The following is a 25,816-nucleotide window of genomic DNA, read 5'->3' as shown; positions in this document are numbered from 1 at the left end:
ACGCGTGACGGAGCCGCTGCGGCCATGCGCGTGTGGCTCCAGTTGCTGGTGAGGTTTTCGCGACCTCACCGTGACCTACGCCCGGGTAGCATTTCGATCCCGTATCAAGCGCCCCCAACGCGCCCTCCGACTCTGGCTCGGCTCCCCTCCAGCACCCTACGCTCGGGCTACTGATTCAGCCGAAGCGACGGTGCAGGAGGAAGAATGCAGTTCGATCCAAGCGCGGTGGAAACGGGCACCATGGTGTTTCTCGGGACGCTGCTTTTCGCCCTAGTGATAGGTCTCTTCATCCTGGCTGCGGCCTTCGCGGCATTGGCACTGCTGGGGGTCGGCCGGGTGGCCTGGTTCGTTGCTGCCAGTGTCCTACTCGGCCTGGTCCAAGGTATTAACAGCCTCTGGGACCGGCTGCTCCACCATGCTGCCGCGGTGGAGCTTCCGGGCGATTTCCCGGCCGATCTGCTCGGGCAGCCCTCCCCTAGCACCGGCACCTACCCGCGGGTAGTATTGCGGGACAGCTGAAGGGTCCTCCACCCGCGGCGGATCCAGGGCTCGAGCCGGCCAACCCGGTTAGAGGAGATGCCCCGTGAGCTCCGCCGTCGATAACCCAGCCACCCACGATCCCGCCGCCGAAGTTCCGGTGGCGTCCCAACAGATCGGCTCCGGTGCCACCGCCGCCGACGCCCGGGCCGTGGCGGAAGCCGCCCGGGAGACCAGCTGGGACCGGCCCAGCTTCGCCAAGGGCCTCTACCTTGGCAGCTTCGACCTTAGCCTCGTCCACCCGTGGCCGCAGGCGCCGGTGGACGACGTCGAACGTGGCGAAGCGTTCATGGAGCACCTCACCGCGTACTGCCGGACCATGTCCGGGCGCACCATCGAGCGCGACGCCAGAATCCCCGACGAGTATCTGTCCGGGCTGGCAGGCCTCGGTGTCTTTGGCATGAAGATCCCCCGCGAATACGGCGGCCTGGGCCTGTCGCTGGTGTACTACGGCCGGGCGCTGGCGCTGCTCGGCTCGGTGCACCCCAGCCTCGGCGCCCTCCTGTCCGCGCATCAGTCGATCGGTGTTCCCGAGCCGGTCAAGGTCTTTGGCACACCGGAACAAAAGCGGGAGTACCTGCCGCGGTGCGCTTCCGGCGCCGTGACCGCTTTCCTGCTCACCGAGCCCGACGTCGGCAGCGACCCGGCCCGGATGGGCTGCACCGCTGTCCTGTCCGAGGACGGCGGCAGCTATCTGCTGGACGGCGTGAAGCTGTGGACCACAAACGGCGTGATTGCGGAACTCGTGGTGGTGATGGCCCTGGTCCCCGCGCACACCGACCCGGACGGCACCGAACGCCGGGGCGGCATCAGCGCCTTCATCGTGGAAATGGATTCCCCCGGCATCACCGTCGAGAACCGCAACGCCTTCATGGGGCTGCGCGGCATTGAGAACGGCGTGACCCGCTTTCACCAGGTCCGGGTGCCGGCCGCGAACCGGTTGGGCCGCGAAGGCCAGGGCCTGAAGATCGCGCTCACCACGCTCAACACCGGGCGGCTGTCCATTCCCGCGCTTTGTGTGGCCTCCGGCCGCTGGAGCCTGAAGATCGCCCGTGAGTGGTCCAACGCCCGCACCCAGTGGGGCCGTCCGGTGGGCCAGCACGAGGCGGTGGGCAAGAAAATCGCCTTCATCGCCGCCAGCGCGTTCGCACTGGACGCCGTATTCGAACTGTCCGCCGAACTGGCCGATGCCGGGCAGAAGGACGTCCGGATCGAGGCCGCCCTCGCCAAGCTCTGGTGCACTGAAATCAGCTGCCGGATCGCCGACGAACTGGTGCAGATCCGTGGCGGCCGTGGCTACGAAACGGCCGACTCGCTGGAGGCCCGCGGCGAACGCGCGGTCCAGGCCGAACAACAGTTGCGGGACCTGCGGATCAACCGGATCTTCGAGGGCTCGTCGGAAATCATGCGACTGCTGATCGCGCGCGAAGCCGTGGACGCCCACCTGGCCGCCGCGGGGGCCCTCGCCTCGGCGGACGCCAGCCTCTCCGAGAAGGCAAAGGCCGCGGTCGGCGCTTCCGGTTTCTACGCCCGGTGGCTGCCGAAGCTGGTGGCAGGCACCGGAATGGATCCGCGCTCCTACGGAGAGTTCGGCCGGCTCGGCAAGCACCTGCGGTTCGTGGAACGGTCCTCGCGGCGGCTGGCCCGGCAGACGTTCTACGGCATGGGACGCTGGCAGGCCAAACTCGAGCACAAGCAGGCGTTCCTGGGCCGGATCGTGGACATCGGCGCCGAACTTTACGCGATCGCGGCATGTTGCTCGCGGGCGGAGATGCTGCTGAGGACCTCCCCCGAACGCGGCGCCTCGGCCTACGAGCTCGCGGACTCCTTCTGCGAGCAGGCGCGGGTCCGGGTCGAGGAGTATTTCGACCAGCTCTGGCGCAACACCGACGACGGCGACCGCGCCCTGACCCGCAGTGTGCTCGCCGGGGACTACGAGTGGCTCGAGGCCGGCGTACTCGACCAGTCCGAAGGGACAGGGCCCTGGATTGCGGACGCCAGCCCGCGAGCCTCGGCGAAGGAAAACCTGCACCGAAAGTACCGCTGACGTGGGAATATGCCCCCGCCGTGACGGCTCAAATAAATAGTAAGCATCCTTGCTATCGATGCCGGCGCCGTGGTTAGGTGGAGGCAAGACCTGATGACGGTCGAAGCATTGCAGTGCCCGGCTCAAACAACGGAGCGCGGGTCAATCAATGAAAGCGAGCAGCCATCATGAGCAGCACAGCAGGCCCCGAAGACCGCATCCCCCGCCGCGCACGCGAGGAAGATGCAACCCCTGGCCAGGACGCCCGGATCCACGACGCCCGGCAGGACGGCGCGGAGCATGGCGCCGAGGCACGGGCGGAGCGCGCAAACGACACCCGCGCGTTCCCCACCGCTGCCGCCGGCACCGCTGCCGCCGGCACCGCCGGCCGTGACAACCGGGTGATCCACGGGACCCGCGATGACCGGCACGTCCACGACACCGTCGTCGAAGAAGTCCCGACCCGACAGACAGTGGTGGCCCGCGAGAAGGAGCAGTTCGGCGGCGTCAAGATCGGCTCCGCCTTCTTCGGCTGGCTCGCGGCCACCGGCATGGCCGTCCTGCTGACCGCCCTGGTCGCCGCCGCAGGCACCGCCGTCGGCCTGGCCACTAACACCAACGTCAACGACGCCGTCAACCAGGCTTCGAAGAACCAGAGCGTCGGGATTGCGGGCATCATCACCCTGCTTGTGATCCTCTTCGTCTCCTATTACTGCGGCGGCTACGTCGCCGGCCGGATGGCCCGTTTCAACGGCGTCCGCCAGGGCATGATGGTGTGGATCTGGGCACTGATCGCGGCGATCGTGGTCGCGGTCCTGGCCGTGACCGCAGGCCAGCAGTACAACGTCCTGGCGAACCTGAACAGCTTCCCGCGCATCCCCGTGAACGAGGGCGACCTGACCACCGCGGGCATCGTCGCGGCCATCGTCGTGGCGGTGGTGGCCCTCATCGGCGCCATGCTGGGCGGCCTCGCGGGCATGCGCTTCCACCGCAAAGTGGACCGCGCGGGTTTCACTCCGGTGGAAAGCGTCGAGGAGCGCTAGGCGGGCGTGACGCCGTCGAGGTAGTACCAGCGTCGGCCCTCACGGCGGAAGCGGCTCGTTTCGTGCTGGACTCCGCGTTCGCCGTCGTGCCGGAAATAGGCCTTGAACTCGACGGTGCCCTCGGTGTCCAGAGGACCGCCGCGTCCCGTCGAGACGATGTCCAGCCGCCGCCACTGCACGGCCGGATCCAACTCCAGCCCGGCGGGCCGGGTGCCCGGATACCAGGTGCGCAGCAGGTAGCCGGCGTCGAGCACCACGAAGGCGCTGTAGCGGGCACGCATGAGTTGCTCCGCGTTGGACGCCTCCGCCTCGCCGCGGTGGAACCTGCCGCAGCAATCGGCGTACTGCTCGCCGGACAGGCACGGACAATTGCCTTCGTAAGGGGCCCCGAGGGGGGCTGAACTGGCTGCGTGCTGGTGCGTCAATGCTGTCCTTTCAGGGGGCCTTCCGACCCGCCGGCAGGGCCGGTTTGGGCTGCTTCAGACTATAGACGCGACGAAGGTATCAGCTTGGACACATCCTGCCGCCACGGCCCCTTTCCACACGTGTCCTGCCGAATTTGTCCGTATGGTTAAGCGGGGCTGGCGCCTGGCGATGATTGCGGCACGGACCTCACTGCAGGCTGGATTGGAGAGGTGAAATGGGAGACCCGACAACCCTCACCATGAACCTGACCTTTTTCGGCACCCTCGCAATCGGTCTTGTCTTATTCCTCGGGGTCTTCCTCGCCTTCGTCATCACCTTGCTGCTTGCCGGCGGCGGGCGGCTGATTGCCACGGCGGCGACAGCCCTCTTCCAGGGCCGCACGTCCGGTCCCGGGACGGTTCGCCGGAAATCCGCCAATCCCGCGAAAACGGCGGTGGCAGCCGGACCCGCGGGCCGCGCGAAGCCGGCCCGTAAAGAACCCCAGCTCTCCCCGGAATGGGCCGCCGCCGTCGCACGCGCCGATGAACGCGCCAGCGCACGGGCCGGGGCGGAATCCGCGATGGACCGGAACCGCACCCTCGCATCCGCGCCGCGTGCCTTTGCGAATCCGCCGGTTCCGGCCCGGAGCCCGATTCGGGACACCGGATCGCTAACCATGCGCCAGCATCAGCCTGGCCAGAGGCAGGACCCGCAGCGGAAGGCCAGTTGAGCCCTTACCCCTGAAGATCATCTGGGCTACGTTGGAACCCATGGAATTCAGATACCTCGGGCACAGCGGCTTCAAGATTTCGGAAATCACCTTCGGCAACTGGCTCACGCACGGTTCGCAGGTGGAGAACGACGTCGCCGCCCAGTGCGTGCGGGCGGCGCTCGACGCCGGGATCAGCACCTTCGACACCGCCGACGTCTACGCCAACACCGCCGCGGAAACGGTTCTGGGCGGGGCGCTGAAGGACGAGCGGCGCGAGTCGCTGGAGATCTTCACCAAGGTCTTCGGTCCCACCGGCCCCAAGGGCCACAACGATCTTGGGCTTTCCCGCAAGCACATCATGGAATCCATTAACGGCTCCCTGTCCCGGTTGCAGACAGACTACGTTGACCTTTACCAGGCGCACCGCTACGACTATGAGACGCCGCTGGAAGAGACCATGCAGGCGTTCGCCGATATTGTGCGGCAGGGCAAGGCACTGTACATCGGGGTCAGCGAGTGGACGGCGAAGCAGATCCGCGACGGCCATACCCTGGCCAAGGACCTCGGCATCCAGCTGATCTCCAACCAGCCGCAGTACTCCATGCTGTGGCGGGTCATCGAGGCCGAGGTAGTTCCGACGTCGGAGGAGCTTGGCCTCTCCCAGATTGTCTGGTCCCCGATGGCCCAGGGTGTGCTCAGCGGCAAGTACCACCCCGGCAAACCCGCGCCCGAGGGCAGCCGCGCCACGGACGCCAAGGGCGGCGCCCGGATGATCGAGCGCTGGATGTCCGACGAGGTCCTCACCGGAGTCCAGCAGCTCAAGCCGATCGCTGAGGAGGCCGGGTTGACCATGGCCCAGCTGAGTCTCGCCTGGGTGCTGCAGAACAAGAACGTGGCCTCGGCGATTATGGGCGCTTCCCGACCGGAGCAGATTGCCGGCAACGTGGCCGCAGCCGGCGTGAAGCTGGACCCGGCCATCATGGCCAAGATCGACGCCGCCATCGGGTCCCTCGCCGAGCGCGACCCGGCCCAGACCAAGTCCCCCGCCTCCCGCGAGGCCTAGCCATGACCGCGATGCCGGAACTCGCCGTCACCGGATCCACCGGACAACCGGGCGGACAACTGGCCCGCCTGCTGGCGGCCCCGGGCAGCGCCTAGCGCCTCCTGGTGCGCGAAGCCGCGGCCGGAGTCCAGCACATCCTGTACACCTCATTCTTCGGCGCGGCTCCTGATTGCGGGTGCCGGGTGACCCTGCACTCCACCTGGACCGAAGTTATGACCCACGAACTGACCGTCAGGGAATTGCTGGGACCGGCCGCTTCCTGGCCGAAGCGCACACCATCTAGGCGCGCGGGCGCCGGGTTCCTGCCGGTGAACGACCAGCAGGGCCGATATGCTCTGCGTTACACGCATGGAACCGTTGTTATAGACGGCCGACTCTGGGGGAACTCTTGAAAAACCTATTTGACCTGTCGTTCACGCGATTCGTCTCTCCGTCCATCGCCAAGATCGTCTATGTCCTGATCATGGTGGCGCTGGGAATTATGTATCTGGTCTTCGTCATCGCAGCCTTCTCCAGCCGCAACTTCCTGCTCGGCGTCCTCGTGCTGCTGGTTCTCGGGCCGCTCTTCGCGTTGATCTACCTGGCGCTGGCAAGGATCGGGCTGGAATCTCTGGTGGCCGGCATCCGCACGGCGGAAAATACCGCTGAGCTCATCAGGCTCCAGGGCGGGACTCCCCCCGGCGGGACTGCCGCGTGGACCCAGGCAGGCCCCACCGGCCCGTCTTCGTGGGATACGCCGTCGGTCAACCCCCCGGCCGCGCCCCCGCAGGGCTCCCAGTACCCCGCCGGCTACCAAAACCCGGAACAGCCGCCGACGCCTCCTTCGTATAAAGGCTAATCCGGGCACGGAGGCGACTTGGTGTTGACGGGTTCCGGTCGGCGGCGTAGAGCTAGAGGCAGGCGCCGCCGGCCGGACCCGACTGACCGCCACTAGATATCGCAGTTAGATATCGCGGTGCAGCGCCGCCACACAGAATCGCAGTCCGATGACCGGTCAACTGCCCAGGCAACTGTCCCTGCACACCCCGCCCGGTATGGCCGGGCGCCGCCCAACGCAGAAACTGGCGCCGAACCCCGGCGAGCCCAGCAACGGCCCGCTCACGGCCGAAGAATTGCAACTGGCGGTGCGGAATCATTCGATGCCACTCGAGGCCCTGCGAAACGACGTGACACCGCCGGGACTGCATTACCTTCTGGATCACTTCGATATCCCTGCCGTCGACGGGGAAAGCTGGCACCTGAGGTTGGGCGGTGCGGTGCGACAGTCGCTGGAACTGAATCTGCGGGCGCTCCGCCGGGCGCCGAGCATCAGTGTCCCGGTCACCCTGGAGTGCGCCGGCAACGGCCGCTCCCTCCTGAAGCCGCGGCCGCTGAGTCAACCCTGGATGCTGGAGGCTGTCGGCACCGCCGTGTGGACCGGGGTGCCCTTGGCTTATCTGCTGGCCCGGGCCGGCGTGGATGAGGACGCCGTCGAGGTCTCGTTCACCGGAGCCGACGCCGGCATTCAGGGCGGCGTGCACCAGCAGTACGCCCGCAGCCTGCCCATCGACGAGGCGCTGCGCCCCGACGTCGTGCTGGCGTACCGGATGAACGGCACTGAGCTGCCTTTGCAGCACGGCTACCCGCTGCGGCTCGTTGTGCCCGGCTGGTACGGGATGGCGAGCGTTAAGTGGCTCTCCTCGATCAAGGTACTGACCAAGCCCTTCCACGGTTTCCAGCAGTCCGTCGCGTACCGCTACCAGCAGGACGCGGACGACGCCGGCACCCCGGTCACTTGGATGAAGGTCCGTTCGCTGATGGTCCCGCCGGGCATCCCGGACTTCTTCAGCCGCAGTCGGTTCCTGCCCGCGGGCCCGGTGATGCTGACGGGTCGGGCCTGGTCCGGCCGGGGCGCTGTGCAGCGGGTTGAGGTGGGGATCGACGGCAAATGGGTGGCCGCACAGCTGGACCATCCGGCGGCGCCGTTCGCCTGGTCCGCCTGGTCGATGCCGTGGGTGGCGGATCCGGGGCACCATGAGCTGTCCTGCCGGGCCACGGACGCCAGCGGCGCCACGCAACCCCTTGAGCCGGTCTGGAACTACCAGGGCATGGGCAACAACGTGGTGCAACGGATCAAGGTCACCGTGGAAAAGGCCGCATAGAACCGGGGGGTTCAGCGGCCGCGCCGCAGGTGCTCGGCATTCAGTGCGTCGAGTTGTTCGTCGGTCAGCTCATCGAAGCCGCGGGCCTCGCGCCCGTCACTCCGGGAGAACCGCATGAACATCAGGATGATCAGCGGCAGGTCGACAATTTCGCAGATGAACCACAGGAGGTCACCCGCGAGCTGCTGGTCGCGCAGTGCATCCGGGAACCACGCCAGGGTCGACTGCCGGGTGGTGATGTGGTCAAGGACCTGGCCGTTCAGGCGCAAGAGGATGCCGGGTACCGCGTCAATCAGGAGCTCAATGAAGACGAACAGGATTTCCAGGGTAATAAACGCGCTGGACCGGTGAAAGTCCGCTTCCTCGATGATCGGGAGAGCCATCAGCAGGCCCAGCAAGGGTATCCCGAGGGTCAAGAGCGCCTCGGCCAATGGATTCGTGCGCAGGGTATAGAACGCCGGGGTGAGGAACGTGGAAAAGAGCGCCAACCCCAGCAGCGGCGCCACCATGGAGTTGCTCACCACGCGGACCATGCGGTTGGAAAGCACGCCGTCCAGCCGCGCGGTACCCGTCGGCGAAAGTGCCGCACGGGCCAGGGAAAGAGGCTTCCCCAGGCCGATCAGGAGCGGCACCACAAAGAGCATCAGCGTAATTTTCAGGGTGAACGCCCACCGGAGCTGGGCGCTGTAGACGCCCGTGAAGCCGCACGTCAGCACGGTCAGGGAGCCAAGGCCAAGGACGTAGAACGCCGCGGTCCGCCAAAGCGGCCAACGGCGTCCCTTTGCCGCGGCAGCCTTGAGCCCGAGTCCGTACAGCACGCCGGAGGCCACCATGGCCGCCAGTGCGGTCCAGTCGAGCTGCCAGGCTGTGAGAACGACGTCGAGGGGCGGCATCGGCTCAGGATAGCCGCTCTTGCTTGGAGTACGCCCGGCTCATCATCGCGCGGCACGTCATTCAGCGGGCCGTCCCGGCGCGGCGGGGGACGCCGGCGACGCCTGCTCGATGACGGCGGCGAGTCGTTCAAGGAGGTAGTGCTGCCCGGCCACCGTTGGGTGGTCGCCGTCGGGGCCGATCAAGTCTTCGACGTCGTCGGTGATCCAGCCTTCCGCAATCGGGTCGACGAATTCGGCGCCGGCCCCCTGCGCCGCGGACTTGAGCTGCCCGCGGATGTCCAGGAGCCCCGGATCGGGGTCGCCGGAATACGAAGGCGGGCCAACCACGATGATCTTCGCCGCCGGGGCCAGGGCCTCCGCGTGTGTAATCGCGGCCGAGGCGGCGTCACCGAGGGCGCTCGTGGCGTAGCCAAGGTCGTTCTCCGAGCCGAAGAAGACCACGACGCCGGTTTCGGGGGTGACGAACTGGTCCACCTGGCTCCCGAACGTGCCGTCAGAATCGCCCGGTCTGAGATAGCCGCTGCCGTTCTCTGCAGCGTTGACCACGTGGACTCCGGCGAGGACAGGGTCGGTCCGGAGCAGGGCCGGCCATGCCTGCTCCGGCGAGGTGCCGTGTCCGGTGCTCAGCGAGTCGCCGACCACCACAACCCGGGCCGACGGAGCCGCCGTGATGGCCGGCTGCCGCGCACTGCCCGCCGCCACCGGCACCAGGCAGAGCAACACTGCCGCCGTTGCAAGCCGGCGGTGGCGCAGCTGGAGGGACGCGCTGGTCCGCATAGTTACGCCTCCTGCCGCAGATGAGCGGGCGCCCGGTCCGGCACCCTATCCAGCCATTGTCCTCCCTTAAATGTTTCATCGGTATTGCCCGGGGCCGGACGGGTAAGCGAAAAATCTCAGTAGTCCACGATCGCGCCGCTGGAGATGTTGATGGTGGCATCAGTGATGGCGCCGGCTTTTTCCGAGGCGATGAAGCACGCCACGTTTCCGACGTCCGCCAGGGTGGCGGTGCGGTCAAGGTGGGCGGCCTCTGCGATCTCTTGCACGATTTCCTCCCGGCTCTCCACCTGCCAGGGAATGGTCTCGATGATGCCGCCGGAGACCATGGTGACGACGCGCACGCCGAATTTGCCCAGCTCCAGTGCCCACTGCCTCCGCTGGCCCTCCATCGCATCCAGGGCCACCTTGAAGCCGCCCAGCCCGGGGAGGGTCTGCGGGCCGGAGCCGCCGAACATCAACACCACGCCGGACTTTTGCTTGACCATATAGCCTGCCGCGGCCCGGGTGGTCAGAAAGTGGGTTCGGGCGGCCAGGGTGATCGGCTGGGTAAAGTCGTTCGCATCGATTTCCATCAGGGGCTGTTGGATGTCGCCGAAGGAAATCACATTGAAGGAAATATCGATCCGCTTGGCCTTCTTGGCCACGGCGTTGACGAAGGCGCCCACCTGATCCTCGTCCAGTGCATCGACGACGGAAATTTCCGCCCGCCCGCCTTCCTCCCTGATGTCCCTGGCGACTTTCTCCAGCCGTGATTCGGTGCGGCCGGCGAGATAGACGATGGCGCCCTCGGCCGCGAAGGCCCGTGACACCGCTCCACCGATCGCGCCGCCGGCTCCGTAGACCAGCGCCGTCTTGCCCTGCAGCAAACCGCGAGTCGGCGCTTCGTTAGTAAGCATCGGTCCCTGCCTTATGCCGCGGGTGGTGAATTCCCTCAACTATGTTCTCGCCGGGGTCCGGTGGCAAGGGGAAAGGGGCTTGGGCGTCCGGTCAAGGTTAGAGCGGTGCTTGCTCCGGTGGAACTGACGCGGAGGGGCCGCCGATGCCATAGAAGTCCGGCGGCTGGCCCGGCTTACCCCCGGCCGGGCCCGGCTGTTCGTAGCCCGGGGCCACCGGCGGCCCCGCGGGCGGCGCCGCCGTCAGGACCGGCTGAAGGTCCCCCGGGTCAGTCGGTCCCATGTCCAGATGGAACGGCGGGTATTCATCCCGCATCAGGGCCACGTACGTGATGACGCGGTAGATCCAGCGGTTCAGCCCCAACAGCAAGTCGAACAGGCCTCGCCAGTACTGGCCGGTGAAGAGCAGAATGACAGCGACAATGAGCACCAGCAACCCGATCAAGGAGATGCCGGCGTTCTGCTGGACCCACTCCACGTCGGCCCGGTATCCGTCGCCGCCCCAGCCGCGCATGGTCCCGGTGAGGATACCGACAATCAGCAGGTGCGGGATGGCCAGCAGCCAGGACTTCACCAGCACCAGCCCGTGGGAGAGCTTCTCCGGGTAGTCGACGTCGAAATCCGCCGGGTAGCCGGTCCGCGCCAGCGTAAACGGCGGGTACTGATCTGTCCCGAGCACCGAATAGGTGTAGAAGGCCACCCGCCAGCTCCAGCGGATCACGCCCACGTTGAAGTTGAACAGCGAGCGCGGATAGCGCCCCGTGAAGAGGATCGCGAACCCGGCCACAATGGTTGTGACCACGAAAGCGAACCACAGGAAGAACAGCACGATGAAGTGCGGGATGGCCAGGAACCATTTGACCAGCCAGAGCCAGCGGGACAGCTGCGGGTCCAGATAGCCGCTGAGCCGCGCCGGATAGACGCAACCACCCGGCGGAGCGGCTGCGGCCAAGGAAGCCGCAGGGTACTGAGTCTTTGCGACCGGTTGACCCGGAGCCGCGCCGTATGGTGACGCAGCGGGGGTCCCGTAGGCTTGCCCGGGTTGCTGGCCGGGGCCGTGCGGCCCGCCGCGGCCCAGCCCGGCTGCCCCGGCCACGATCAGCGGCACGCCGGCGACCAGCAGCACGATTCCGCCGATCAGCAGCCCGAGGAAAACCGGCCACAGCAGGTCGGAGCGGGCGCCCCCGCGGAGGTCCACGGAGACCGGGCCGGTGGCATCGGCGTTCATGATCACCACGGCCCAGTTCCCGGAGCGAAGGTCCCATTTGAGTTCCTGGGTGCCGGCACCGGTGGCGGACGCCGTCCAGAAGTTCTGGTCTGTAGGCCGGGCGGGCGTCTTCGTGCCGGTCACATCACGATATTGGGCCCGGAAGGGCGAAAAGCGGACCTCGGTGAGCTCGGAGTGTTTGACGTCGTTAAGGTACGTCGCCACATCCGCCTGCGGTGCGATGCCGATGAAGATCTTCTGTGCGGAGTCGGCGGCGGAGCCCTGCAACGACACGCTGGCGGCCATCGCCACCGTGTCGACGCCGGAGGGGCCGGCGTCGACCATGACATTCAGCCGTGGCGACGTGAGGGCGTACGAGTCCACGGTGTAGCGCTCCGACGGCGTGGTGACGAAGCCGCCGTCGCGCTGCTGATAGTTGGCCCAGCCGGTGAAGCCGGCCCCGGCCAAGAGTCCCAGGCCCAGCAACGCAGCAAGCGTGCCGAGCACCAGCATGACTATCCGGCCCGGTCTCATGGCCGGCCCAACTCCCCGAGCAGTGGCGTTTCCCATGACGCCGCCTGGTAGGCGCTCATGCGCTGATGACCACTTTCAGGGCCTTCGTTTCCGCGGCGCGGGCAAAGGTGTCGTAGGCGTCCAGAAACTGGTCGAAAGTGAAGTGGTGGGTCGCGAACTTCTCCGCCGGCACCTTGTTCTGGGCCACCAGCTTGAGCAACATGGGGGTGGTGTTGGCGTTGACCAGGCCCATGCTGATGTTGATGTTCCGGATCCAAAGGTCTTCCACGTGCAGTTCCACCGATTTGCCGTGCACCCCCACGTTGGCCACGTTGCCGCCGGGCCGGACAATCTCGGTGCACATGCCGAAGGTGGCCGGGATGCCGACGGCTTCGATGGCCACGTCCACCCCCTGCCCGTCGGTGAGGGCCAGAACCTGGTCCTTCCAGTCGGCGTCCCCGGAGAGCACGAGGTCGGTAGCTCCGAACTCACGGGATTTTTCCAGCCGGTTCGCATCGAGGTCGACGGCGATGATGGTGGCGGCGCCGTATAGGCCTGCGGTGGCGATCGCGGCGAGGCCGACCGGCCCTGCACCGATCACGGCCACGGTGTCGCCGGGTTTGACCCGGCCGTACTGCACCCCGATCTCAAACCCGGTGGGGAGGATATCGGACAACATCACAGCCCGCTCGTCGCTCACGCCCTCCGGCAGCAGGTGCAGCGAGTTTTCGGCGTAGGGAACGCGGACGTATTCGGCCTGCGTACCGTCGATCAGGTGGCCAAAGACCCAGCCGATGCCCGACTGCCCTTCCTCGCCGAGGCAGTGCGAGTAGAGGCCCGTCCTGCAGTTGGCGCAGTGTCCGCAGGATTTGATGCAGGAAATGATGACGCGGTCACCGACTTTGAGGCTGGTCACGGAGGACCCGGTCTCGGTGATGGTTCCTACGCCTTCATGGCCGAGAATCCGGCCCTTGGTGACCGCGGGAACGTCGCCCTTGAGGATGTGGAGGTCCGTGCCGCAGATGGTGGTGGTGTCCACCTTGACGATCACGTCGGTCGGATTCTGGATCGTCGGATCGGGAACTTCCGTCCAGGACTTTTGGCCCGGACCACCGTACACGAGGGCTTTCATGCGAGTTCCTTTGTTCTAAGGATGACCTGCGGATCGACGATCCGCAGGCGGCACGGGGTGACCGAGGTGTCGATGCCGGACGAAACAATGGCCCGGCGGGCATGCTCGCGGACTTCTTCTAAGGCCGCCGCGGTGACCCGGGCGTGGGCGAGATCCACGACGAGCTCGTAGCCGGCGAGTTTAATGGCGACGCGGCGGCAGACGACGTAGACGGCACGGATGTTGTCGGTCGTGACGACGCCGCGCACCTCCACCCGGGCGCTTTCCTCGGTGCGGTCGATCCGGATCACTACCTTGATGCGCTGATTGCCGTGGGACGGGTGTGCGTTGAATGACCGAGCGCGGCTCGCGTGGTTCAGATGGCGCACGTGACTCATGTGGCATCGGAGCTGATTCGCGGTGTTGCAGACGCGCCCTGCGGATAACGTGTCTGAAAAAGGTTTCTTTGTCGACGGTGTGCTGCGGTCAAGAATCGAATGCTCATAGTGGCCGGTATCCTGCCTTTCCTACCCAAGCCGGAAAGTGCAACCGCCTTTTCCCCACTCCAGGTCCTAGCGAGACCGATACTTTTGAAGGAGCGGTTCGTCCCCCAATAGCCGTGCAGGAACCGCCCCAACTCCAGAATGGCTTCGCCGCCGTTCACGGGCAAGGGGGCTTAAGTCCCTTGCCCGTGGCGCGCGGCGAGCAGGCAAGGGAGGCGTGGGGGCGCAGTGGCCAATGTGAAAGGAAGTGTTGGCGCTTCATCGCTGCTTTAGCCTGTTCCTATGCCGAATAACGCCCCTGATCCCGCCCGGCCGCGCGTCGTCCTCTCCGCAGTTAGGCAGCCCGGCCAAATTTTGCTTTGTGACATTTTCATTACGGACGGCGTTGTTGCACAGATTGTGCCTGCGGGCTCAGTGGCCGGCCCGGCACTGGACGGCACGCAGGTAGTGGATCTCGACGGCCGCTTCGTCATTCCGGGGTTATGGGATGAGCATGTCCACATGACGCAGTGCGCCCTGGCCGCCGGACGGATCGACGTTTCCGGCGCCGCTTCCGCACGGGAGGCCGCCGCCGTCGTGGGTTCCCATCTGGCCAAACAGCGTTCTGCTCCAGCTGAATACCGCGCCTCCGGCGGGGCAGCGTTTGGCCCCGATGCCGGTGGCCCGACGCTCGTGGGAGTGGGATTCCGGGACGCCGTTTGGGGGGACACGCCCAGCCTCGAACTGCTCGACGACGCGACGGCCGGCGTCCCTTCGGCGCTGATCAGCCACGATCTGCACTGTGTGTGGCTCAATAGCGCGGCGGCCACCCGCTACGGCGTGACGGTGGGCGCGAACGGGCTGCTGCGCGAAGATCCAGCCTTTGAGCTGACCCGGGAACTGGGGCGCCTGCCCGACGAGGCGGTCGACGCCCTGATCGGTGACGCCGGACGGGCCGCTGCTGCACGCGGCATCGTGGGGATTGTCGACTTCGAGATGGCCTGGAACAGGGACCCCTGGCTGCGGCGGATCGCGGCGGGCTTCGATTATCTTCGGGTGGATGCCGGCGTTTACCCGCAGGACCTGGACCGCGCAGTCGGCGAGGGCATGCGGACCGGCCAGCCGGTCCCCGGGGGCGGCGGACTCCTGCGGGTGGGACCGCTGAAGGTGCTGATCGACGGGTCCCTGAATACGCGGACGGCGTACTGCGTGGATCCGTACCCGAACGGCGGACACGGAATGCTGACGGTAAGTGAGGCGGAGCTGCTGGAGCTGCTGCTAAGGGCCCGTGATGCAGGGTTTGTCCCGGCGGTGCATGCGATCGGCGACGGCGCCAACGAGGTGGCGTTAAACGCGTTCGCTGCGGCAGGGATCGGGGGCAGGATTGAGCATGCCCAGTTTGTCCGGCAGCAGGACTTCGCGCGGTTCGGCGGCCTGGGCCTCACCGCCAGCGTGCAGCCCACCCACGCGCTGGATGACCGCGACGCAGCCGACTCGAATTGGCCGGGCCGGACCGAGCGGGCGTTCCCGTTGCGCTCCCTGCTCGACGCCGGCGCGACGCTGGCGCTCGGCTCCGACGCCCCGGTGGCGCCGCTGGAACCCTGGACCACGATGTCCGCCGCGACCACCCGGGCACGCGGGGACGGCCGGGGTCCGTGGCACCCGGAGCAGGCTCTCACCCGGCAGGAGGCGCTGGCGGCATCGTCGCGCGGACGGCGCCGGATCAGCGTCGGCGACCCGGCCGACGTCGTCGTACTCGACGCCGACCCGCTGACGGTGCCGGACGCCGGGTTTGCCAAGATGCCGGTGGCCGCGACGCTGCTGGCGGGGCGGTTCACGCACCGGGGCGGGATTTAGCGGCCCGCACACGGCTAAGCGCCCTTCACGCGGGCCTGCACCAGATTCGCATAGGGCAGCCGGCCGTACTCCTCCACGAAGGCGGCGTGGTATCCGGCTTCGGCCGCGGTGAGCTGGTCGGGGGGCAACTCTTTCCAGGCGATGACGAGCCGATTCGCTGCGGCGAGCTGCCAGATCAGCCGTCCGTCCCAGTGGCCCGGCGGCTTGCCCGCGCCAAAGTCAACGAACTCCTGGATCTGCCGGCGCAGCCCGCGGTTCCCCTTGCTCCCAGGTCCGGCCTTGCCCAGATAGAGGACGTCGGCGCCCTCGACCCATTCGGCGTCGAGCGCTGCCGCCGTCAAGGTGGGGTCCTTCTTCTTGAAGACACCCGCGGTGCTTTTGGCGAGAAACTGCGGCCTGAGGCCTGCAGACTCAGTGCCGTCGGGCCGCAGCACTGCGAAAATTCCGGGCTTCTGCGGTATCCGGTTGATGTCCAGCTCTGCGAGCGGCCGGAAACCGGTGAAGCCGTCGTGTTTCAGGGACTGTCGGTTGATCATGGGTTCCTTGGCTCGGCGGCGCGGACGTTGCTTCAAAGCTTACGGATACGCAGTCCGGTGGCCAGCCACATTGTCACAGGTGGATGATTGACTGTTTCCATGGACGGCGAGCAGGGGTCCGAAGCGGCGTCGAAGGCAACGCTTGCGGTTACGGTCACAGAAATGATCCGCAGCCTGGCTATCGCACGGCCGCCCGCCGACAGCGCCGGGCTGATCGATGGACTCCGCGAACTCGAGGACCTGAAGTCCGCCGCGGCGGCGCTCCAGGCCCGGTACGCAGTGGCCTTCGACCTGCGGCAGCGGAGTGAACACGCCGACGCCGGGATCCCCGCCGAGCAGCAGGGCGCCGGCGTCGCCGCGCAACTAGCCCTCGCCCGGCGCGAATCTCCGGCCCGGGGCGGGCGGCTCCTCGGCCTGGCCAAAGCCCTCGTCACCGAAATGCCGCACACCCTCGCCGCCCTCGAAACAGGCCAGCTCAACGAATGGCGCGCCACCCTCCTGGTCCGGGAGACCGCCTGCCTGACCCCCGCCGACCGTTCGGCGGTGGACGAGGAGCTCGCCGCCGACGCCGGAACCTACGACGGAGCGGGCGACCGGGCGATTGTGGCCGCGGCCCGGGCCGCCGCGTACCGGCGCGACCCGCGGTCCGTGACCGAGCGCGCCGCCCACGCCGATACCGAACGCCACGTCAGTCTCCGCCCGGCCCCGGACACCATGTGCTACCTGACGGCCCTGCTGCCCGTCGCCGCCGGCGTGGCCATGCACGCGGCCCTGACCCGGCACGCCGACGCTCTTCGCTCGGCCGGGGATCCCCGCACCCGGGGCCAGCTCATGGCCGACACCCTGGTCGAACGCACCACCGGGACGTCGGGAGGGATCAGCGGCATCGAAATCCAGCTCGTCATGACCGACCGCACCCTCTTCCAGGCCGACAGCGAACCCGCCCGGCTCCCCGGCTACGGCGTGGTCCCCGCCGGGTGGGCCCGGGCACTGCTCCAGGAAAGCGGCTCCGGCCAAAATCCGGCCCGGGCTCCGGGAGCCGCGGGCGCTAACGACCAGGCCGCCTTCACGACCTGGCTGCGCAGGCTCTACACCGCCCCCGGCACCGGCGAACTGGTCGCCATGGACTCCCGCGCCCGGATCTTCCCCGCCGGGCTGCGCCGCTTCATCAGGCCCGCGACCACACCTGCCGGACCCCGTACTGCGACGCCCCCATCAGACACCTGGACCACATCGTCCCCTGGCACGGCGGCGGAAGGGCCAGCACCAGCAACGGCGCCGGGCTCTGCGACGCCTGTAACCACACCAAAGAAACCCCCGGCTGGAGCGCCCGACCCACCCCGGAACCGGCGCCCGGGCACCGAAGACACACACTCCAACTCACCACCCCCACCGGCCACAGCTACCACTCCACCGCACCACCGCTGCCCGGAACGGCGGAACGGGAGGCGGCAGCATTCCGCCACCGACGGGAACTCCGGCACCTCGCCAAGGCACTGAAGCGTCCCAATCCCAGGGCAGCCGCCGCCTGAGACGGGGCCGAAACGCTGCCCTCGTCCCCGCGGACGCCGTCGGACTTTCACCCAAGCGGTACCTGCACGGGCTTAAATCTGTACGGACCACCACAAGCAGGCCCGTAGGGGTGCGCCCCGGTCGATTCCGTTTCGACCCGCAGGACGCGGGAGATGCGGGCACCCGAGGTGTCCGTTGCCTCCACCGAGATGGAGGTGGCGCTGGCAGGCGGTGTCAGGTATGGCGCGGACTGCGGCACCAGCCATTTTCCGTCCGCTCCTGCCGTCACGGGCTGAGGGATGCAGCCATCCCCAAAGCAGGCAGCCACTGACGCCGGCTGCGTGGAAAAGGCAAGCTCTACCGGCCCCACGTAGGCGTATCCCACGGCCGGGCACGCTACGGGTACTCCCGGCATGCGCCCCGGCAAGAGCGTCAACGCCAACAAAGCGGCGAGGACACCCAGGCCAAGCAAAATGATCCCCCGAGGCTTCATGATGGGAGCGTAACCCGCCAGACCGCTGGAGTCTCGCCTTTTTACCCACAACGTTGCCCTCAACGGCACGCTTCCGGCGCGCGCCGGTTCCCGCTCGGACTAACGTCCCGTTAGTGCCGCAACCAGCCCGAGGATATCTCCCACGTTACGCACGCAGGACCTGCAGGTAACTTCGCGATCTCGCTATGAGCTGGCTCGGACATTTGCATGTCCTGAACGACCCGGAAAATCTGATGGTTACCTGCAGGCGCAATTTAAGCGTACGCCGCACCCTAGAGTCCTGCCTAGGGGCCCGAAGCCCCCGAGGCTCCCGGAAAACGTCCCCCGGCCTGAACGCGTAGAGTGGAACGAGACGCCTGATTCTGGACGCCGAGTGCTGAGGGAGAAATCGTGACGATTGACTGGGACGAAAAAAAGGCGCTGCTGCAGGAACCGAACATCGCGGCCGTGACTCAACTTTGCGACGAACTGATGGAAAAGAAGCCGGGGTCCGTGGTCCCCTACATCGACCCCATCCATGACGAGGACGAATGCCGGATCGTCAGTCTGCATATCGCGCCCGGCAAGGGCACCGAGTCGGGCTTCGTCTCCCACTTCAACGATGACGAGACAGCCCGCCGCGCCACCTCCATCTATGACGCCGTCGAGCTCGACCCGCGTTACGTGATGCCGTGGAACGCATACCCCTGGGTCCGCGACCCGGAACTGCCCTCCGCCCTGAACGTCCAGGAAAAGACCGACGGGCTGCGGCCGTTCCGGCAGTTCATGAAGATCAACAAGCGCACCACGGCGGTCATCGCACACGGCGCCGACGCCCACGCCTTCCTGACGCTCTTCGAAAAGACCTACCACTCCTCGCTGAAGAACCGCGGCGTGAAGATTTACAAGGCCACCGCCCTCGGCGGCCGGGCCTTCGCCGTCTCGGCGGCCAAGCAGGAGGAACTCCTGGCCAAGAACGTCGCGGTGTACAAGGACGCGATGCAGCGGGCAGGCATCCAGCACCTCTAAGGCCCGTACCTGCCCAGCGACCCGCGCCGCCGGTCTAGCGCCCCGGGGCCAGCAGTTCGCCTAAGCTCGGAGGAACAGTTCCACCTGGCTCAACGACGAACCACCCGGGAGACACCACATGACCAACTGGCGGATCAGGGATTTCCACTCGGCCGACCTGGACGGAATCCTGCACCTCTGGGAATCCCTCAAGGCCACCAACGTCGAACCGGTCTACGCCCTTTCCGAGGTCCTCGCCTCCTGCGAAAAGGACCACGCCGTGGTTGCGGTGCTGGGCGACCAGGTGGTGGGTGCCGCCGTCGGCCGCGCCGCGCACGACCAGGGCTGGATCGTCTTCCTGGCCACCCTCCCCGAATGCCGCGGACGCGGCATCGGCACCTCCCTGCTGGCCGCGGTCGAAAACCGGATGGCCCCGCACGGGCTGAACAAGCTCTCCGCACTTATGCCGGAGTCCGAAACCAGGGTGGAGGCCTTTCTGGGCCGCGGCTTTGTGCTGAAGAAAAACCTGCGCTACTTCGAGCGCAAAATCCCGGTCCAACGCCAGGAGCTCGAACCGCTGAGCCAGCTGGGCGGCCGGATCCTGGCCCGCGACCTCTGGGAAAACGTCGCCGGCATGCACAACGAGAAGGAACTCCTGGAACGCCGCCTCGTGCTGCCGCTGGCCGAAGCCGACCTCGCCGACGAGTACGGCGTAGTCCCGCCGCGCGCCGTCGTGCTGTTCGGCCCGCCCGGCACCGGGAAAACGACCTTTGCCAAGGCGATCGCCTCCCGGCTGGAGTGGCCGTTCGTGGAGGTCTTCCCCTCCCGGCTTGCCTCCGACCCGCTGGGCCTGGCCGGCGCCCTGCGCGAGACGTTCCTGGAGATCGCCGAGCTGGAGCACGCCGTCGTGTTCATCGACGAGGTGGAGGAGATCGCCTCGCAGCGCGCCGGGGACCCGCCGTCGCCGCTGCAGGGCGTCACCAACGAACTGCTCAAGATCATTCCGGCGTTCCGCGAACAGCCCGGCCGGCTGCTGGTCTGCGCCACTAACTTCATCCGCGCCCTGGACTCCGCGTTCCTGCGCCACGGCCGCTTCGACTACGTCATCCCGATCGGCCTGCCGGACCGTCTGGCCCGCGAGGCCATGTGGCAGCGCTTCATCCCCGCCGCCGTGGTGGACGACGTGGACGTGGAGCTGCTGGTGGACCGCACCGAGGGCTTCTCCCCCGCGGACATCGAATACGCGGCCCGGAGCGCCTCCCAGCGCGCGCTGGAGAAGGCGGTGTACGACGACGGCGGCGCGGCCTCCGGGGGCGCCGTCTCAGTCCGCGAGGCGGTCCGGAAGGGCCCCGCCACGCAGGACTACCTCGACGCGATCGCGGACACCCGGACTACCGTCAGTCCGGAGGTCCACCAAAGTTTCCTCGAGGACATCGACCTGCTGGGCCGTGTCTAATTAGTCCTCGGCCGCGCTTTCGTAAGAGAGGTTTTCGTAGTCCGTGTCGTCGTCTTCGTCGAGCCGGGCGTCGAGTTCCTCCAACAGCCACGGGTTGATCCGGGCGAGGATCTTGCGGATTTCCTCCACCGGGACCGCCTCGTAGAGCACCGGCCGGGCGTCGTCGTAGCGGGTGACCGGCGGCTTGTCCGGCCACTTCTCGGCCAGCGCCTTGACCCGCTCGGGCAGCGAGTTGTGTGCGTTGTCCGCGATCTTGACCAGGGTGGCGTCGTGGTCCTCGGCGATGAAGCGGATGCCGGCCTCGTAGTCGTCCGGGTTTTCGTGGAAGCGCTTCGTGACCCGCTCGATGATGTCCACGGCCCGCTCGGAAATGCCCATATCCAGCAGCGCCTGCCGCGTCATGGGGGTGTCCTCAGCGATGTCGTGCAGGTAGCCGGCGATCCGGATGTCGTCATCGAAGTCAGCCAACGCATCGCCGACGGCGATCACATGCTCGCGGTAGGGCCGCTTGAGCTTGTCCTTCTGCCGGTTGTGGGCCACCTCGGCGAGGACCTTGGCCGTCTCGACAGTGAATCGGGGCTCCGGGCCGCGCGCTTCCATGAACTCTGGTTCTGACATGATTCCAGCCTACGCGTCGCGTCCGCCCACCCCGGCCCACACCCACGGCTCCCGCGGCAGCACTGCCGGATCGAAGAAGGTGAGCGCCTGGTGCAGGGCGCCGGCGGGCAAGCCCAGCGAGGCAAGCAGCGCATCGCGCACGCGGTCCACCGGGACTCCGGCAGCAGCCAGGTCCGCGAGCGTGACGGCGCCGTCACGCTTCGCCAGCCGCGCGCCATCGGCGTTCAGGACCAGCGGGACATGCGCATATTCCGGAACAGGAATATGTAGGAGGGAAGCCAGGTAGGCCTGCCGCGGGGTGGACGGCAGCAGGTCGTCGCCGCGGACCACCTGGTCGACGCCCTGCGCGGCGTCGTCCACCACCACGGCCAGGTTGTACGCCGTGACGCCGTCATTGCGGCGGAGCACAAAGTCATCCACCACCCCGGTAAAGCTGCCGTGCAGGACGTCCAGCACTGTGGCCTGCGCAACTTCCGCGCGGAGCCGGAGCGCCGCCGGACGGACGGCACGCTTGGCGGCACGCTCGGCGTCGCCCAGGTTCCGGCAGGTACCCGGATATGCGCCTTGGGGTGCGTGCGGGGCCGACGGCGCCTCCTGGATTTCGCGGCGGGTACAGAAGCATTCGTAGCTCAGGCCGGCGCCGGTCAGACGCTCGATGGCCGTCGCATAGAGGGGTTCACGGTCCGTTTGGCGGACGACGGCGCCGTCCCAGCTCACGCCGATCGCCGCCAGATCGCGGAGCTGCTCCTCCTCCGCACCTGCGCGGGCCCGGTCCAGGTCCTCGACCCGCAGGAGGAAGGCCCGGCCCGTGGACCTGGCGAAAAGCCAGGCGAGGATGGCGGTGCGGAGGTTGCCCACGTGCAGTTCACCGGAAGGGCTGGGGGCGAAGCGTCCGGCTGCTGTCATGGCACCAGCCTATGCCGGGCAACACAAGAGCCCCTCAGCCACCGATGACTTCGGAAGATCCGACGTCGGGGGCTCAGGGGCTCTTGCCGATATGGGTGTGCGGAAAGACGATGCGTGAACAAGAGTCAATCAGCGGCGGGCTCCTTGCGGGGGCCACATCCAGGGTCCGGGAGGTGTGCCGGGGAACCTGTAGCCTTCGGGTGCCGGCGGTGGCCCGCATCCCTTTGTTGTCACTATTTGAGCAGTAGTCATACAGTTGGTGCAACGGACGCTACCCCGACTGGTCAGACTGACCAACAAGCGTCTCCATGATGAGCAGGGAGTGATCAGTTTGCAGCTCGACGCTACGGATCGGCGGATTTTCCTGGCCCTCGACGCGGATCCCCGGATGCCCATCATGGTGCTGGCCCAGAAACTCGGTCTGGCCCGCGGCACCGTCCAGGCCCGGCTGGAGCGAATGACGGCCTCGGGGGCGCTCCGGCCCAACAGCAGCAGGGTACTGCCGTCCGCGCTGGGCCGCGGGGTGGCGGCGGCTGTGAGCGCCGAACTGGACCAGAGCCACCTGAATGAGGCGATCGCGGCACTGCGGAAGATCCCGGAGGTCCTGGAGTGCCACGCGCCCGCCGGCGACACCGACCTGCTGATCCGAGTGGTGGCCACCAGCCCGGACGATCTCTACCGCGTTTCGGAAGAAATCCGCCTGTGCCCGGGGATAGTGCGGACCTCCACGAGCATGTTCCTGCGCGAGGTCATCCCTTACCGGACCACGGGGCTGCTGGGCGACTGAGCGGGCTGCTTAAACCGGAGGCCGGTATTGGGCTTCAGGTTCTTCATGACCAGTGTCGAGGTCAGCCGCTCGACGCCGGGCAGCGAGGTCAGCTCGGCGTCGTAAAAGCGCTGGTACGCCGGGAGGTCCGCCGCGATGACCTTAAAAAGGTAGTCGGGCTCGCCGAACAGCCGCTGGGCCTCGACGATATTGGGGTTCTCCGCCACCCGGTGCTCGAAGATCTCCATGGTGACACGGTCCACCTGCCGCAGCGTGACGAAGACAATCGCCTCGAAGCCAAGGCCGACGGCGGCCGGGTCGATGTCCGCCCGGTAGCCGCGGATGACTCCGGAGGCTTCCAGTTCGCGGAGCCGGCGGTGGCACGGCGCCACAGTCAGCCCGACCTTCGCCGCCAGCGCCGTGGCAGTGATCCGTCCGTCTTCGCGGAGGTAGCGCAACATATTTCTGTCAGTATGGTCAATCACGCAATAACCTTACCGTTGACACCGGAATCCGGGCTAAATAAGTAAACACTTATGGGACGAAAATTCCTAGGATTACTCCTGTAGCCGTTACAACAGGAGCCCGCCGTGAACCCCCAGCTCTTTCTTGCTTTCGTCGGCGTCGCCGTGGCCCTCGCGTGCACCCCGGGCGTCGACTGGGCCTACTCCATCGCAGCCGGGCTCAAAGACCGCAGCTTCGTGCCGGCGGTGGCCGGCCTGTGCGGCGGGTACGTCGTGCATACCGGCCTGCTGGCCGCCGGACTGGCTGCGGTGATCACCGGCCTCCCCGGTCTCCTCGGCTGGCTCACGGTGGCAGGTGCGACCTACCTGCTTTGGCTTGGCATCAGCACCGTGCGGTCGTGGCGGGAAGCCAGCTTCAGCGCGGAGGCCGCCGGCGTGACGGCCCAGGCGAATCAGTTCCGGGTCTTCCTCCAGGGCATGGGCACCAGCGGCATCAACCCGAAGGGACTGCTGTTTTTCGTCGCCCTGGTCCCGCAGTTCGTCAGCCCGGACGCCGCTCTTCCGGTGCCGCTGCAGTCCGGGCTGCTGGGCCTGACCTTTGTGTTGCTGGTGGCCGTCATCTACAGCTGCGTGGCTTTGCTGGCCCGCAAGCTCCTGCACTCCCGCCCCGGCGCCGCCCGGCGGGTCACCCTGGCCAGCGGAGTCATCATGGTGGCCCTCGGCGTGCTGCTGCTGGCCGAGCAGCTGGTCCCGGTGGTCGCGGGGATCGCCTGGCAGTAGCCCTGCAGCATCCGCCAACAGGCTGATTTGGGTCCTTCAGACCGGGTGCTCCGTGAACCATCTGTATCCCGGCGCTCCACCGCCCACAATGGATCATTCCCCGTTCAATTGCTTCCATTCCTGTTCCCAAAGCCTGCGTTCTTCCACGTCCTTCCGGATGACTTCAAAGGTTTCGAGCGCGGCGGGCCGGCCGCGCAGCCAGTCGCGGGGATTCAGTGATTTGCGGCCATTGTCCAGGAGCAGCAGGGCGCGGTCCGTCAGGGCATCATGACGGAGCGCCAGGTGGGTCTTTTTCCGTCGGAGAACCTCCTTCAATGCCGCCTGGGCGGCCGTAGAGGCACCAAAGCGGCGCAGTGACCGGGCGCGGATCAGCAGCAGCGCGGCCGAGAGGTCATCGGCATTGAGCAGCCCCTCCGTCCAGACCATCACCTCCTTGTCCCGGCCCAATGAGAACGCCACAGAGCACCGGGCCAGGGCTGCGGGCAGCGACGGCGGAAGCGAGGCCACGGTTTGCAGCGCTGCCTCGAGGTGGCCTGTCTCCCGCAGGGAGTGCGAAAGCGCAAGGAACACCGCTTCCTCGCTGAAGAGCACCGGAACCTCGATGCGCTCGGCGACTTCGACCCGGGTGACCAAACGGGTCAGATAGCCGGACGCGAACTGGTTGGCGTCGTCGTCGTTCCTGGTGGTGAGGCCCCGCTGGAGGAGCTCGGAGGCACGCAAGTACTCGCCCTGCTTGTGCGCCAGGAGTCCGGCCATCACGTAGCAAAACCCGGCCCAGCCGGGGTAGGTACGGCCCGTGGCGATCAGCCGGTTGGGGTCGGGGTTATGGAAGATCGCCTCGTGCACCTCCTTGGCCGCTTTCCCGGGGATCCGCTTAAGCCGGGGGATGGCGCCATCCACGCTGAGCAGCGCCCCGTTCCGGCCGCCTAAGGCGGTGTGCAGGATGCCGCCGACGCCGGCTGCGATGTCCCGCGCCGGCGTGCGGACCTGCGGGCTGCCGAACGGGGTGAGGTCGCGGGTATCGTGATAGATGGCTTCTCGAGACTGTCCGGCGCTCATTGTTACATGCTAGTAGTGCATGTTTGGCAGCCGATGGAAGGGCTAACTGGCCGCAGCCACCCAGACGCCGATCACCCAGGTGCTCGCGGCAAGGCAGGCCAGGCCGAACTCCACCAGCAGCCCCACGCCCGTGGCTTTGAAGGCCGTCCAGCTGGTGGTTATAGCGGTCCGGAAATCGCGAGTGCGGTGGGATTCGCTGAGCAGCAGGCCGGCGGCGAAACCCACGAAAAGTCCTACCACGGGGATGAGGAACATGCCCGCCGCTCCGAAGACGAGCCCCGTCACCACACTACGGCCGGGAATGCGGTGTTCCCTGAGTTTACGGCCCGTCAGGACGGCAGAGGCGGTCATCCCGGCGAGCACCAGCGCCAGGCCGATCCCGAAGACCACCCAGCCGGTGGTCCCCGCGCCGCCCCAGAGCGCCCAGGCCAGGAGGCTAAGGCCGATCAGGATGCTGCCGGGCAGCACGGGGATGATAATGCCCGCCACGCCCACCACAATGGCCAGGCCGCAGAGGACCGTCACGACGATTCCGGGGTTCATGCCCCCAGTGTAGGGTTGGCGGCCACGCCCACTGCG

At 67.2% G+C, this 25,816-nt stretch carries 25 protein-coding genes and 1 pseudogene; 13 read left to right on the top strand and 13 right to left on the bottom strand.

The features are described from left to right. Window positions 1-204 precede the first annotated feature (204 nt). The 3 genes from ABIB14_RS15640 to ABIB14_RS15630 all read left to right on the top strand — a co-directional run bounded on the left by ABIB14_RS15640 (window position 205) and on the right by ABIB14_RS15630 (window position 3,606). A complete protein-coding gene (locus tag ABIB14_RS15640) occupies window positions 205-519 on the top strand; it encodes a hypothetical protein (RefSeq protein WP_354236835.1) in 315 nt (104 codons plus the stop codon). A 64-nt stretch (window positions 520-583) separates the two neighbouring features. After that, entirely contained in the window at window positions 584-2,584 is a 2,001-nt protein-coding gene (locus ABIB14_RS15635) for an acyl-CoA dehydrogenase family protein (RefSeq protein WP_354236834.1), read from the top strand. A 167-nt stretch (window positions 2,585-2,751) separates the two neighbouring features. Next, window positions 2,752-3,606 (top strand): hypothetical protein, encoded by an 855-nt coding sequence (locus ABIB14_RS15630; RefSeq protein ID WP_354236833.1) that lies wholly within the window; start codon window positions 2,752-2,754, stop codon window positions 3,604-3,606. On the opposite strand, the gene ABIB14_RS15625 is transcribed toward ABIB14_RS15630, so the two are convergent. Beyond that, window positions 3,603-4,031, bottom strand: coding sequence for a YchJ family protein (locus tag ABIB14_RS15625; protein ID WP_354236832.1), 429 nt, complete (start codon window positions 4,029-4,031; stop codon window positions 3,603-3,605). The two genes, ABIB14_RS15630 and ABIB14_RS15625, sit on opposite strands and share 4 nt — an antisense overlap. A gap of 215 nt (window positions 4,032-4,246) precedes the next feature. On the opposite strand from ABIB14_RS15625, the gene ABIB14_RS15620 reads away from it, so the two are divergent. The 4 genes from ABIB14_RS15620 (at window position 4,247) to ABIB14_RS15605 (ending at window position 7,927) form a co-directional block, all read left to right on the top strand. Next, a complete protein-coding gene (locus ABIB14_RS15620) occupies window positions 4,247-4,741 on the top strand; it encodes a hypothetical protein (RefSeq protein ID WP_354236831.1) in 495 nt (164 codons plus the stop codon). Between the two features lie 40 nt (window positions 4,742-4,781). After that, a complete protein-coding gene (locus ABIB14_RS15615) occupies window positions 4,782-5,786 on the top strand; it encodes an aldo/keto reductase family protein (protein ID WP_354236830.1) in 1,005 nt (334 codons plus the stop codon). Window positions 5,787-6,174: 388 nt separating this feature from the next. Then, window positions 6,175-6,624 (top strand): DUF4282 domain-containing protein, encoded by a 450-nt coding sequence (locus tag ABIB14_RS15610; RefSeq protein WP_354236829.1) that lies wholly within the window; start codon window positions 6,175-6,177, stop codon window positions 6,622-6,624. Window positions 6,625-6,820: 196 nt separating this feature from the next. Beyond that, entirely contained in the window at window positions 6,821-7,927 is a 1,107-nt protein-coding gene (locus ABIB14_RS15605; protein WP_354236848.1) for a sulfite oxidase, read from the top strand. An 11-nt stretch (window positions 7,928-7,938) separates the two neighbouring features. On the opposite strand, the gene ABIB14_RS15600 is transcribed toward ABIB14_RS15605, so the two are convergent. The 6 genes from ABIB14_RS15600 to ABIB14_RS15575 form a co-directional block, all read right to left on the bottom strand. Next, window positions 7,939-8,820: a cytochrome c oxidase assembly protein gene (locus ABIB14_RS15600; RefSeq protein WP_354236828.1), complete on the bottom strand. Its 882-nt coding sequence runs from the start codon at window positions 8,818-8,820 to the stop codon at window positions 7,939-7,941. Between the two features lie 57 nt (window positions 8,821-8,877). Further along, window positions 8,878-9,597: an SGNH/GDSL hydrolase family protein gene (locus ABIB14_RS15595; protein WP_354236827.1), complete on the bottom strand. Its 720-nt coding sequence runs from the start codon at window positions 9,595-9,597 to the stop codon at window positions 8,878-8,880. Window positions 9,598-9,713: 116 nt separating this feature from the next. After that, the gene (locus tag ABIB14_RS15590) at window positions 9,714-10,493 is read right to left on the bottom strand and encodes an SDR family NAD(P)-dependent oxidoreductase (RefSeq protein ID WP_354236826.1); all 780 of its coding nucleotides are present in this window, start codon (window positions 10,491-10,493) and stop codon (window positions 9,714-9,716) included. A 97-nt stretch (window positions 10,494-10,590) separates the two neighbouring features. Beyond that, window positions 10,591-12,231, bottom strand: a complete 1,641-nt coding sequence (locus ABIB14_RS15585) for a DUF4389 domain-containing protein (protein ID WP_354236825.1) — start codon at window positions 12,229-12,231, stop codon at window positions 10,591-10,593. Window positions 12,232-12,286: 55 nt separating this feature from the next. Beyond that, window positions 12,287-13,342 carry a zinc-dependent alcohol dehydrogenase family protein gene (locus ABIB14_RS15580; protein ID WP_354236824.1) on the bottom strand — a complete coding sequence of 352 codons (1,056 nt, stop codon included), beginning with the start codon at window positions 13,340-13,342 and terminating at the stop codon, window positions 12,287-12,289. Continuing rightward, on the bottom strand, window positions 13,339-13,719 hold the full coding sequence (locus ABIB14_RS15575) for a DEAD/DEAH box helicase family protein (protein WP_354236823.1): 381 nt from the start codon (window positions 13,717-13,719) through the stop codon (window positions 13,339-13,341). Before ABIB14_RS15575 ends, ABIB14_RS15580 begins: the two co-directional genes overlap by 4 nt. 387 nt (window positions 13,720-14,106) lie before the next feature. On the opposite strand from ABIB14_RS15575, the gene ABIB14_RS15570 reads away from it, so the two are divergent. Then, window positions 14,107-15,660, top strand: coding sequence for an amidohydrolase (locus ABIB14_RS15570; protein WP_354236822.1), 1,554 nt, complete (start codon window positions 14,107-14,109; stop codon window positions 15,658-15,660). 14 nt (window positions 15,661-15,674) lie between these two features. Here ABIB14_RS15570 and ABIB14_RS15565 read toward each other — a convergent pair whose 3' ends face one another. Next, a complete protein-coding gene (locus ABIB14_RS15565; RefSeq protein ID WP_354236821.1) occupies window positions 15,675-16,196 on the bottom strand; it encodes a hypothetical protein in 522 nt (173 codons plus the stop codon). Window positions 16,197-16,295: 99 nt separating this feature from the next. Between ABIB14_RS15565 and ABIB14_RS15560 the strand changes: the two are divergent. The 3 genes and pseudogenes from ABIB14_RS15560 (at window position 16,296) to ABIB14_RS15550 (ending at window position 20,644) form a co-directional block, all read left to right on the top strand. Continuing rightward, window positions 16,296-17,728, top strand: a pseudogene (locus tag ABIB14_RS15560) (HNH endonuclease). Between the two features lie 863 nt (window positions 17,729-18,591). Next, on the top strand, window positions 18,592-19,209 hold the full coding sequence (locus ABIB14_RS15555) for a uracil-DNA glycosylase family protein (RefSeq protein WP_354236820.1): 618 nt from the start codon (window positions 18,592-18,594) through the stop codon (window positions 19,207-19,209). Between the two features lie 118 nt (window positions 19,210-19,327). After that, window positions 19,328-20,644, top strand: coding sequence for an ATP-binding protein (locus ABIB14_RS15550; RefSeq protein ID WP_354236819.1), 1,317 nt, complete (start codon window positions 19,328-19,330; stop codon window positions 20,642-20,644). Here the strand turns inward: ABIB14_RS15550 and ABIB14_RS15545 are convergent, their stop codons facing one another. Then, the gene (locus ABIB14_RS15545; protein WP_354236818.1) at window positions 20,645-21,262 is read right to left on the bottom strand and encodes an HD domain-containing protein; all 618 of its coding nucleotides are present in this window, start codon (window positions 21,260-21,262) and stop codon (window positions 20,645-20,647) included. It lies immediately after the preceding gene. A 9-nt stretch (window positions 21,263-21,271) separates the two neighbouring features. Continuing rightward, window positions 21,272-22,168 (bottom strand): tRNA glutamyl-Q(34) synthetase GluQRS, encoded by an 897-nt coding sequence (gene gluQRS / locus ABIB14_RS15540; RefSeq protein WP_354236817.1) that lies wholly within the window; start codon window positions 22,166-22,168, stop codon window positions 21,272-21,274. A gap of 322 nt (window positions 22,169-22,490) precedes the next feature. Between gluQRS and ABIB14_RS15535 the strand changes: the two genes are divergently transcribed. Beyond that, complete coding sequence (locus ABIB14_RS15535; RefSeq protein ID WP_354236816.1) at window positions 22,491-22,955, top strand: Lrp/AsnC family transcriptional regulator; 465 nt, start codon at window positions 22,491-22,493, stop codon at window positions 22,953-22,955. On the opposite strand, the gene ABIB14_RS15530 is transcribed toward ABIB14_RS15535, so the two are convergent. After that, entirely contained in the window at window positions 22,925-23,419 is a 495-nt protein-coding gene (locus tag ABIB14_RS15530) for an Lrp/AsnC family transcriptional regulator (protein WP_354236815.1), read from the bottom strand. The genes ABIB14_RS15535 and ABIB14_RS15530 overlap by 31 nt on opposite strands. 105 nt (window positions 23,420-23,524) lie before the next feature. Here ABIB14_RS15530 and ABIB14_RS15525 point away from each other — a divergent pair, with 105 nt between their 5' ends. Continuing rightward, a complete protein-coding gene (locus ABIB14_RS15525) occupies window positions 23,525-24,178 on the top strand; it encodes a LysE family translocator (RefSeq protein WP_354236814.1) in 654 nt (217 codons plus the stop codon). A 93-nt stretch (window positions 24,179-24,271) separates the two neighbouring features. Here the strand turns inward: ABIB14_RS15525 and ABIB14_RS15520 are convergent, their stop codons facing one another. Both ABIB14_RS15520 and ABIB14_RS15515 read right to left on the bottom strand, forming a co-directional pair. Then, window positions 24,272-25,237: a hypothetical protein gene (locus ABIB14_RS15520; RefSeq protein ID WP_354236813.1), complete on the bottom strand. Its 966-nt coding sequence runs from the start codon at window positions 25,235-25,237 to the stop codon at window positions 24,272-24,274. Window positions 25,238-25,279: 42 nt separating this feature from the next. Beyond that, the gene (locus ABIB14_RS15515; RefSeq protein ID WP_354236812.1) at window positions 25,280-25,780 is read right to left on the bottom strand and encodes a DUF456 domain-containing protein; all 501 of its coding nucleotides are present in this window, start codon (window positions 25,778-25,780) and stop codon (window positions 25,280-25,282) included. Window positions 25,781-25,816 lie beyond the last annotated feature (36 nt).

It is taken from the genome of Arthrobacter sp. UYEF3 (genome assembly GCF_040546245.1).
Lineage (GTDB): Bacteria > Actinomycetota > Actinomycetes > Actinomycetales > Micrococcaceae > Arthrobacter.
This window is presented reverse-complemented; position numbering and strand designations above follow the sequence as displayed.